Here is a 9,620-nt window from a genome sequence, read left to right as displayed (position 1 = left end):
GGTCCCTCCGGGGCTCCCGGGGCGCTGCCCCCGAGCGAGGGCCCGGCCGCCGGGGCGGCGGAGAAGGCCGGGGAGGGCGAGGGCCCGGAGCTCCGCGCCGTCCCCGACCCGCACGACCGGAGCGGTGCCCGCGCCCTCTTCGTCGAACTGCGCGGCCTGCCGGAGGGCTCCCCCGAGAAGGCGGAGCTGCGCAACCAGTTGGTGCGGATGCACCTGCCCTTGGTGGAGCACCTGGCCCGGCGCTTCCGCAACCGCGGCGAGCCGCTGGACGACCTGACGCAGGTGGCGACGATCGGCCTGATCAAGTCGGTCGACCGCTTCGACCCGGAGCGGGGGGTGGAGTTCTCCACGTACGCCACGCCCACGGTCGTCGGCGAGATCAAGCGCCACTTCCGTGACAAGGGCTGGGCGGTGCGGGTGCCGCGCCGGCTCCAGGAGCTGCGGCTCTCGCTGACCACGGCGACGGCGGAGCTTTCCCAGCTGCACGGCCGCTCACCGACCGTGCACGAGCTCGCGGAGCGGCTCGGGATCTCCGAGGAGGAGGTCCTGGAGGGCCTGGAGTCGGCGAACGCCTACTCGACCCTCTCCCTGGACGTCCCGGACACCGACGACGAGTCTCCGGCGGTGGCGGACACGCTGGGCGCGGAGGACGAGGCCCTGGAGGGGGTCGAGTACCGCGAGTCGCTCAAGCCGCTGCTGGAGGACCTGCCGCCCCGGGAGAAGCGGATCCTGCTGCTGCGCTTCTTCGGGAACATGACGCAGTCGCAGATCGCGCAGGAGGTGGGCATCTCGCAGATGCACGTCTCCCGGCTGCTCGCCCGGACGCTCGCCCAGCTGCGGGAGAAGCTCCTGGTGGAGGAGTAGGGGCCGTCAGGCTTCCTGACCGGGGCGCCGGATGCCGAGCGCCTCGGTCGTGGCGGGGCTCACCAGGAGGACGAGCCCGGTGACGGCGAGCACCGCCAGGACGATGCCGACCGGGATCATCGCGCTGTTCGCCTGGAGCATCTGCCAGGCGACCGGCAGCGCCAGGATCTGGGTGATGACGGCCGGCCCCCGGCTCCAGGAGCGGCGCGTCCACAGGCCGCGGGCCGCGGCGAGCGGGATCAGACCGAGTGCGAGGAGCGTCACCGCACCGATGACGGCGCTGGTGAGGTCCTCGGGCGTCCCGGTGAGGCTGCCCACCAACAGGTACGCGCCTCCGGCGAGGAGCCCGAGGGCCTCGATGCCGGCGACGACCGCCGCGGCGGCAAGACGGGTGGGCCGGGGGGTCTGCTCCGCGCTGCTCATAGAGGGCAGGGTAACCGGGGCACCCGGTGGGCCCGGCCGGCCGGGGCGGACCGGGCCGTCGTGGCCGGGTGCTCCCGGGGGCTGCGCTGGGCCCAGTACCGTCGGGTAGGTACGCTGGCGGTCATGCGTGCACTTCTCGTGGTCAATCCGGCAGCCACCACCACCAGTGCCCGCACCCGTGACGTGCTCATCCACGCGCTGGCGAGCGAGATGAAGCTGGAGGCCGTCACCACCGAGTACCGGGGGCACGCACGCGACCTGGGCCGACGGGCCGCCGATGCCGGGAACATCGACCTGGTCGTGGCGCTCGGCGGGGACGGCACGGTCAACGAGGTCGTCAACGGTCTGCTGCACGCCGGCCCCGATCCGGACCGGCTGCCGGGGCTCGCCGTGGTTCCCGGCGGTTCCACCAATGTCTTCGCCCGCGCCCTGGGCCTGCCGAACGACGCCGTCGAGGCCACCGGCGCACTGCTCGACGCCCTGCGTGAGCGGCGGACACGGACGGTGAGCCTCGGGCTCGCGTCCGGGACGCCGGGCACCGAGGACGAGGGCGTGCCGGAGCGCTGGTTCACCTTCTGCGCCGGGCTCGGCTTCGACGCCAGCGTGATCGGTCGGGTCGAGCAGCAGCGGGAGCGCGGGAAGAGATCCACGCACGCCCTCTATCTGCGCCAGGTGGTGCGCCAGTTCCTGGGGGAGTCGCACCGCAGGCACGGCACGATCACCTTGGAGCGGGCCGGTGCGGAGCCGGTCGAGGACCTGGTCCTCTCCATAATCTGCAACACCTCCCCCTGGACCTACCTGGGGAACCGCCCGGTGTACGCGTCCCCGGAGGCGTCCTTCGAGACCGCGCTCGACGTGCTCGGACTGCACCGTCTGTCCGCCCCCGCAGTGGCCCGTTACGGCACCCAGCTGCTCACCTCGTCCCCGGAACGGGGGCCGCGCGGCAAGCACGCCGTGTCCTTGCACGACCTGACCGACTTCACCTTGCATTCGAAGGTCCCCCTCCCCCTGCAGATGGACGGAGACCACCTGGGACTGCGTACGAGCGTGACGTTCACAGGCGTTCGCCGTGCACTGCGTGTGATTGTGTGAGTGGAAGGGCCCAAAGTCCTTTCACTCGAACGTTTAGACGTGCATCCACCCCTAAGAAGTACGGCTGTGACCTAGCCGACACCGAGGAATCAAAAAAAACTTTCCGGAAGGGGTTGTATCCGTTGCCGAGGTTTGCGAATCTCTTCTTGGCGATCGGGACGGCCCGCAAGACCGGCCTCCACTGAAAGCCAGAACCCCTCCTCAGTGACAAGGACCACGTCAGTTCATCTGACGGCCGGCCCTTCCCTTGCGGGGGGATTCGTGAAAGCGTTCACATTCACAAGCAATCCGCATGTAATACCAAGAGAGGTAGCAGCCATGGACTGGCGTCACAACGCCGTTTGTCGTGAGGAAGACCCCGAGCTGTTCTTCCCCATCGGCAACACCGGTCCTGCGCTGCTGCAGATCGAGGAAGCCAAGGCCGTCTGCCGCCGCTGCCCCGTCATGGAGCAGTGCCTGCAGTGGGCGCTCGAGTCCGGTCAGGACTCCGGCGTCTGGGGTGGCCTCAGCGAGGACGAGCGCCGCGCGATGAAGCGCCGTGCCGCTCGCAACCGGGCGCGCAACGCCAGCGCCTGAGCCACCTGTGACAGCCTGGGGCACGCGGCGCGCACATCGTGTGCGCAATCACCGCCCTTGAGCCGCAGCGCGCAGCAGTAACCCACAGCATTCGAGCCCCGGACCGAATCCCTTCGGTCCGGGGCTCGCTGCTGTGCAGCCGGCGGACGGGATCACTTCTGCGACCGCACGGGGATGTCGAGGACGACCTTCGTACCGCGCTCGGCCCCCGGCAGCATGTCGAAGGAACCGCCCAACTCCCCTTCCACCAGGGTCCGTACGATCTGAAGGCCGAGGTTCCCGGCCCGTTGCGGGTCGAATCCCTCGGGCAGCCCCCGACCGTCGTCCTGAACCGTGATCAGGAGCCGGGCGTCGGTCCTGGTCTCCCCGCGGACGGCGCCGACCTCCACCGCGCCCTGCTCGCCCTGCGCAAAGGCGTGCTCCAGGGCGTTCTGCAGGATCTCGGTGAGGACCATCGAGAGCGGAGTGGCGACCTCGGCGTCGAGGATGCCGAAGCGGCCGTTGCGCCGACAGGTGACCTTGCCCGGCGAGATCTCGGCGACCATCGCGATGACCCGGTCGGCGATCTCGTCGAACTCCACGCGCTCGTCCAGGTTCTGGGAGAGCGTCTCATGGACGATGGCGATCGAACCGACCCTCCGCACGGCCTCGTTGAGGGCCTCGCGGCCGCGATCGGAGTCCATCCGGCGCGCCTGGAGACGGAGCAGGGCGGCCACCGTCTGGAGGTTGTTCTTCACCCGGTGGTGGATCTCCCGGATGGTGGCGTCCTTGGTGATCAACTCGCGTTCGCGGCGGCGCAGTTCGGTGACGTCACGGAGCAGCACCAGCGAACCGATCCGCGTGCCCTTGGGCTTGAGCGGGATCGCCCGCAACTGGATCACCCCGCCGTTGCCCTCGACCTCGAACTCGCGCGGCGCGTAGCCGGACGCCAGCTTGACCAGGGCCTCGTCCACCGGACCGCGGGAGGGGGCGAGCTCGGCGGTGATCTGACCGAGGTGCTGGCCGACCAGGTCGGCGGCGAGGCCGAGCCGGTGATAGGCGGAGAGGGCGTTGGGCGAGGCGTACTGGACGATGCCCTCGGCGTCCAGCCGGACCAGGCCGTCGCCGGCGCGCGGCGAGGAGTCCATGTCGACCTGCTCGCCGGAAAAGGGGAACGTTCCTGCCGCGATCATCTGGGCGAGGTCCGAGGCGGACTGGAGGTAGGTGAGCTCCAGTCGGGAGGGGGTGCGGACGGTCAGCAGATTGGTGTTGCGGGCGATGACGCCGAGGACCCGCCCCTCCCTGCGCACCGGGATGGACTCCACGCGCACCGGGACCTCCTCGCGCCATTCCGGGTCGCCCTCCCGGACGATCCGGCCCTCGTCGAGGGCCGCGTCGAGCAGCGGACGGCGACCGCGCGGCACCAGGTGGCCGACCATGTCGTCCTGGTAGGAGGTGGGCCCGGTGTTGGGGCGCATCTGGGCGACGGAGACGTACCGGGTGCCGTCGAGGGTCGGGACCCAGAGGACGAGGTCGGCGAAGGAGAGGTCGGAGAGCAGCTGCCACTCCGACACCAGCAGGTGGAGCCACTCGAGGTCGGAGTCGCTCAGGGCGGTGTGCTGGCGGACGAGGTCGTTCATGGAGGGCACGTGTGCGAGCGTACCCGCGGAATTACGAGGCGGTGAACCTGGATCTCCGGGGCCGCGTGTTGGAGGATGGGCCCGGAAAGACCGCGTTCCCATGGATGGACAGACAAGAATGGTCTAGTCCACAATGAATGCAACCGAGCCTCCATCCTCCCCGCACAGGAGGATGGACGAGGTACCCGGCGCTCTCTGCCCTGACTGCGCCGAGACCTCCCACACGGCCGAGGGACCGCACACCCCCGGCCGAGCAACTCCGGGCTGCGGTGCCCGGCGGGCTGAGGGTCCCGCCAGGCGCCGCGGCCCGCGGGTTTTTCCGGGCCCTCCCCGCCCCTCCCCTCCTCCCTTCGATCACCGGGGCCGGTCCGGCCCGAGCGTGCCGCGCACCCACCCGACCGCGAACCCCGGGGTCCCCTCCGAGTGGCTGGCGCGACGGGGGCGGCCGACGATGAGGGGGACGCCGTCCGCGGGCCGGAACGGCATGGGGAGGAGGGCCCTCCTCTGCTAGATTTGGACCTAGATTGGTCTATACCACATGGTCCTTCACCAGCCCCTCACCAGATCGGCAGGCACAGCGTGGAAGTTGTCATCGTCAAGGACGCCAAGGCGGGCGGCGAGCTCATCGCGGACGGCATCGCCGACCTCTTGCGCCGCAAGCCCGACGCGCTGCTCGGCGTGGCCACGGGATCGACCCCGATCCCGATCTACGACGCCCTCGTCGCCCGGGTCTCCGCCGGCTCCGTGGACGCCTCCCGGGCCCGGATCGCCCAGCTGGACGAGTACGTCGGCCTGCCCGCGGGCCACCCGGAGTCGTACCGCTCCACCGTGCTCCGCCAGGTCGTCGAGCCGCTCGGGCTCTCCCCCGAGGCCTTCATGGGCCCCGACGGCTCCGCCGAGGACGTCCAGGCGGCCTGCGAAGCCTACGACGCGGCCCTGACCGAGGCCGGCGGCGTGGACCTGCAGATCCTGGGCATCGGCACCGACGGGCACATCGGCTTCAACGAGCCGTGCTCCTCGCTCGCCTCCCGCACCCGCATCAAGACGCTGACCGAGCAGACCCGCGTGGACAACGCCCGCTTCTTCGACGACGACATCGAGCAGGTGCCGCACCACGTCATCACCCAGGGCATCGGCACCATCCTGGAAGCCCGCCACCTGGTGCTGCTCGCCACCGGCGAGGGCAAGGCCGAGGCCGTGGCGCAGACCGTCGAGGGCCCCGTGGCCGCGCTCGTGCCGGCCTCCGCGCTCCAGTTGCACCCGCACGCCACGGTCGTCGTCGACGAGGCCGCCGCGTCCAAGCTGAAGCTCGCGGACTACTTCCGCCACACCTACGCGAACAAGCCCGCCTGGCAGGGCATCTGATCCGAGCGCACGCACGAGGGGCCCGGCACCTGGACCAGGTGCCGGGCCCCTCGTCGTCGACCTCAGGCCATGGTGCCGACCACGGCCTCGGCGGCGGCGCGCCCGCAGACCCGGGCGGCGCCGTGCGTGGCGATGTGCAGCGCTCCCCGGGGCTCCGCCTCGTTGAGCCCCATCTCGACCACGACGGTGTCGGGGCGGGCCGCGAGGAGGCCGTCCAGCGCCGCGAGCATCCACGGGTGCCGGTGGGCGTCCCGTACGACCGCCACGATCCGCCGCTCGCCCGCAGCAGCCAGGACGGCCTCCACGGAGGGCTCGTCGTAGGAGCCGGTGGCGGTGCCGGGGAGCAGGCGCTCCAGCTCGGCCGCGATGCCCCAGGGGGTCTCGTCGCCGACCGCGAAGTTCGCGATCGGGGTGAAGGAGGCCACGTAGGGAGCGCTGGTCACCGGAGCGTAAGGCTGCTTCCCCGGGGTCACCCGGAGGGCCCGCCGGGCCGCGACGAGTCCGATGTCGGCGCCGGGCGCGGTCCCCTCCTGCACTGCCGCGCCCGGCACCGACACTGCCCCCCTCGCCCGGTGCGCCTGGGTCCAGGCCGCCAGGGCGCGTACGCGCGCCGCGGCGTCGGCCAGCCGCTCTTCGGGCAGTTCACCGGTCCGTACCGCATGGACGAGCGCGTCGCGCAGTTGCAGCACGGTGTCCTCGTCGCACAGCCCGCCGCCGACGCAGATGGCGTCGGCGCCCGCGGCGATCGCGAGGACGGATCCGCGCTCGATGCCGTACGTCGCCGAGACGGCCTGCATCTCCACTCCGTCGGTGACGATCAGCCCCTCGAAGCCCAGCTCCTGGCGCAGCAGACCGGTGAGGATCTGCGGGCTCAGGGTGGCCGGGCGGTGCGGGTCGAGCGCGGAGAGCAGGATATGCGCGCTCATGACTGCTTTGGTACCCGCGGCGACGGCCGCGCGGAAAGGTACCAGCTCACGGGCGTGCAGTGTGGCGAGGTCCACATCGATCCGGGGCAGTGCATTGTGCGAATCGACGTTGGTGTCGCCGTGCCCGGGGAAGTGCTTCGTGCAGGCCGCGACCCCGACGCCCTGGAGGCCGTCGACGTACGCCACGGTGTGCCGGGCGACCAGGTCGGGGTCCGCCCCGAAGGAGCGGACGCCGATGACCGGGTTCTCGGCGTCGGAGTTGACGTCGGCCGAGGGCGCCCAGTTCAGGTCGACGCCGCACTCCACGAGTCGGCGGCCGAGCTCGCGGGCCACCGCGCGGGTGAGCTCGACGTCGTCGACGCTGCCGAGGGCGTAGTTGCCGGGGAAGGAGGAGCCCTGCTTGACCTCCAGGCGGGTGACGTCCCCGCCCTCCTCGTCGATGGCGACGAGGACGTCGTCCCGCTCGGCCCGCAACTGCGCGGTGAGTGCGGTGAGCTGGGCGGGGTCGACGATGTTCCGGCCGAACAGGCCGACCGAGGAGAGGCCCTCGCCGATGCGGCGGAGCAGCCAGTCGGGGGCGGTGGTGCCGACGAATCCGGGCTGGAGGACCGTGAGCGCGTCACGGGTCAGGGTGTCCGAGCCGTGTACCAGAGTGGTCATGGGGTTCCGTTATCCCTTCACCGCGCCGGCGGTCATGCCGCCGACGGCCTTGCGCTGGAGGAAGAGGAAGACGATGAGCACGGGGAGTGCGAAGAGCGTGGAGGCCGCCATGGTGGCGCCCCAGTCGCTGCCGAACGCGGTCTGGAACTGGGTCAGCCAGAGCGTCAGCGTCTGCGACTCCTTGTCCTTGTTCAGCATGAGGATCATGGCGAACTCGTTCCAGGCGGTGATGAAGCCGAAGAGCGAGGTCGACATCAGGCCGGGCGCGAGCAGCGGGAAGATCACCTTGCGGAAGGCCTGGCCCCGGGTGCAACCGTCGATCTGCGCGGCCTCCTCCAGCTCGACCGGGACGGCGGCGATGAAGCCGCGCAGGGTCCAGATCGTGAAGGGGAGGACCATCACGAAGTAGATGAGCGTGAGCATCGGGATGCTGTTCAGCAGGTCGTTCTCACGGGAGATCATGTACATCGCGATGACCATGACCTCCCAGGGAGCCATCTGCGCCATCATCACGATGAGGACGATGCCCTTGCGGCCCTTGAACTTCATGCGGGCGATCGCGAAGCTCGCGGCCAGGGCGACGACGAGGGCCAGCAGGACGGCACCGACGGTCACCATGAGGCTGTTGCCGACGTACGTCCAGAACAGGTCGACGCCGGTGGCCGTCGTGTAGTTGTCCAACGTCGGGGTGAAGACGAAGACGGGGTCCTTGGTGAGGATCTCGTGCTGCGGCTTCAGGGAGGACGAGAACATCCAGTAGACGGGGAAGACGAACACGACCGCGAGCACGAGGGCGCTGAGGTTCTTGGCGACCGCGGCGACCGTGAGCGGCTTCCTGGTGCGCAGCTTCTGCGGGGTGTCGGTGGTGGTGGCGCTCACAGCTCCTCCTCCTGCTTCAGGATCAGGCGGAAGTAGAAGGACATGACCGCGACGAGCATCACGATCGTCAGGATGGAGATGGCAGCGGCGACACCGTAGTGGAACTGGCCGACGCCCTCGATGTAGGCGTAGACCGGGAGGGTCTCGGAACCGCGGTCGGGGCCGCCCTGGTTCATGGCGTAGACCTGGGCGAACGCCTTGAAGATCCAGATGATCTCCAGGAACGTGGTGATCATGAAGAAGGACTTCAGGTTCGGGAAGACCACGGCCCAGAAGGTCCGCCAGCCGCTCGCGCCGTCCATCTTGGCGGCCTCGTACAGCTCGGTTCCGATGGTGGTCAGACCGGCGTACATGTTGAGGGCCACGAACGGGACGGAGCCCCAGACGAGCAGGAGCAGGATGATGACCAGGGCGGAGAAGCCGGTCTCGAACCAGTTGTGCTGTTCGTACCCGGAGAAGCCCAGCGTGCGCATCACCCAGTTGGCGACGCCGAACTGCTCGTCGAAGAGCCAGCGGAAGACGGTGACGGAGGCGACGATCGGCATGGCCCAGGCGAACATCAGGGCCAGCGAGAGGACCAGTCGCATCTTCTTGCCGAGGCGGTTCAGGAGCAGGCCGATGCCCGTGCCGATCGCCATGATGAGGACCACGTTGACGGCGGTGAAGACGACGCTGCGGACGGCGACGGACCAGAAGTGCGAGTCGCCGAGGAGCTTGGTGTAGTTGTCGAAGCCGGTCCAGACCGTCTCGCGGGTGATGAATTCCTTCCGGTTGAGCTCTTGGAAGGAGAGGATCACATTGCGGATCAGCGGGTAGAGCAGCAGCACCGCCATGGAGAGCAGGGCCGGCGCGACGAGCAGGTACGGCAGCAGCCCGCCGGGCAGGGAGCGTCTGCCGCGTGGAGGCTGAAGGACTTCCTTCGGGCCCGGAGAAGGTGGCGGAGTCTGAGACTTCGCTGCCGCCCTCCCGGGCGCGTCCTGGGGACCGGCGGTCGCCGTCCCCTGGGAGTCCACGGTCATGGTCTTATTCCTCGCGGTTCTGGGGCTCCCGCGCCCACCGGGGCACGGCCCGGGGGAGCGGGCCGCTGATCACTGCATCGCTGCAAAGCGCCGGTGGTGGGGGCGGGGGGGCACCCGCCCCCCCCCCCGGCGGCGGGGGTCGGGGGGGTGTTTGGCGCGGTGTTGTCGGTTTGGGGGGCCGCGGCGGGGGGCGTGGT

At 70.2% G+C, this 9,620-nt stretch carries 9 protein-coding genes; 4 read left to right on the top strand and 5 right to left on the bottom strand.

Annotated elements, in window-relative coordinates:
• On the top strand, positions 1-864 hold an 864-nt coding region (locus tag ACFW22_RS30070), incomplete at its 5' end, for an RNA polymerase sigma factor SigF (protein WP_386410541.1).
• 6 nt (positions 865-870) lie between these two features.
• Here ACFW22_RS30070 and ACFW22_RS30065 read toward each other — a convergent pair.
• Positions 871-1,287 (bottom strand): hypothetical protein, encoded by a 417-nt coding sequence (locus tag ACFW22_RS30065; RefSeq protein ID WP_386410538.1) that lies wholly within the window; start codon positions 1,285-1,287, stop codon positions 871-873.
• A 123-nt stretch (positions 1,288-1,410) separates the two neighbouring features.
• Here ACFW22_RS30065 and ACFW22_RS30060 point away from each other — a divergent pair, with 123 nt between their 5' ends.
• Together ACFW22_RS30060 and ACFW22_RS30055 are read left to right on the top strand one after the other, a co-directional pair.
• Entirely contained in the window at positions 1,411-2,379 is a 969-nt protein-coding gene (locus ACFW22_RS30060; protein ID WP_384877255.1) for a diacylglycerol/lipid kinase family protein, read from the top strand.
• A 318-nt stretch (positions 2,380-2,697) separates the two neighbouring features.
• Entirely contained in the window at positions 2,698-2,955 is a 258-nt protein-coding gene (locus tag ACFW22_RS30055; protein WP_003953983.1) for a WhiB family transcriptional regulator, read from the top strand.
• 152 nt (positions 2,956-3,107) lie between these two features.
• On the opposite strand, the gene ACFW22_RS30050 is transcribed toward ACFW22_RS30055, so the two are convergent.
• Complete coding sequence (locus ACFW22_RS30050; protein WP_386410556.1) at positions 3,108-4,574, bottom strand: PAS domain-containing sensor histidine kinase; 1,467 nt, start codon at positions 4,572-4,574, stop codon at positions 3,108-3,110.
• A 579-nt stretch (positions 4,575-5,153) separates the two neighbouring features.
• Here ACFW22_RS30050 and nagB point away from each other — a divergent pair.
• Positions 5,154-5,939 carry a glucosamine-6-phosphate deaminase gene (gene nagB / locus ACFW22_RS30045; RefSeq protein ID WP_386410534.1) on the top strand — a complete coding sequence of 262 codons (786 nt, stop codon included), beginning with the start codon at positions 5,154-5,156 and terminating at the stop codon, positions 5,937-5,939.
• A gap of 62 nt (positions 5,940-6,001) precedes the next feature.
• Here nagB and ACFW22_RS30040 read toward each other — a convergent pair whose 3' ends face one another.
• Genes ACFW22_RS30040 through ACFW22_RS30030 form a run of 3 tightly spaced genes read right to left on the bottom strand, consistent with a single transcriptional unit; the run spans position 6,002 to position 9,423 of the window.
• The gene (locus ACFW22_RS30040; RefSeq protein ID WP_386410532.1) at positions 6,002-7,525 is read right to left on the bottom strand and encodes a glycoside hydrolase family 3 protein; all 1,524 of its coding nucleotides are present in this window, start codon (positions 7,523-7,525) and stop codon (positions 6,002-6,004) included.
• Positions 7,526-7,534: 9 nt separating this feature from the next.
• Complete coding sequence (locus tag ACFW22_RS30035) at positions 7,535-8,371, bottom strand: carbohydrate ABC transporter permease (RefSeq protein WP_386410553.1); 837 nt, start codon at positions 8,369-8,371, stop codon at positions 7,535-7,537.
• 29 nt (positions 8,372-8,400) lie between these two features.
• Positions 8,401-9,423, bottom strand: coding sequence for a carbohydrate ABC transporter permease (locus tag ACFW22_RS30030; protein WP_386410529.1), 1,023 nt, complete (start codon positions 9,421-9,423; stop codon positions 8,401-8,403).
• Between the last annotated feature and the right edge of the window lie 197 nt (positions 9,424-9,620).

The sequence above is a fragment of the Streptomyces sp. NPDC058872 genome (genome assembly GCF_042743065.1).
Classification (GTDB): domain Bacteria; phylum Actinomycetota; class Actinomycetes; order Streptomycetales; family Streptomycetaceae; genus Streptomyces.
The sequence above is the reverse complement of the archived record's forward strand: the minus strand, read 5'-3'. Positions and strand labels throughout refer to the sequence as shown.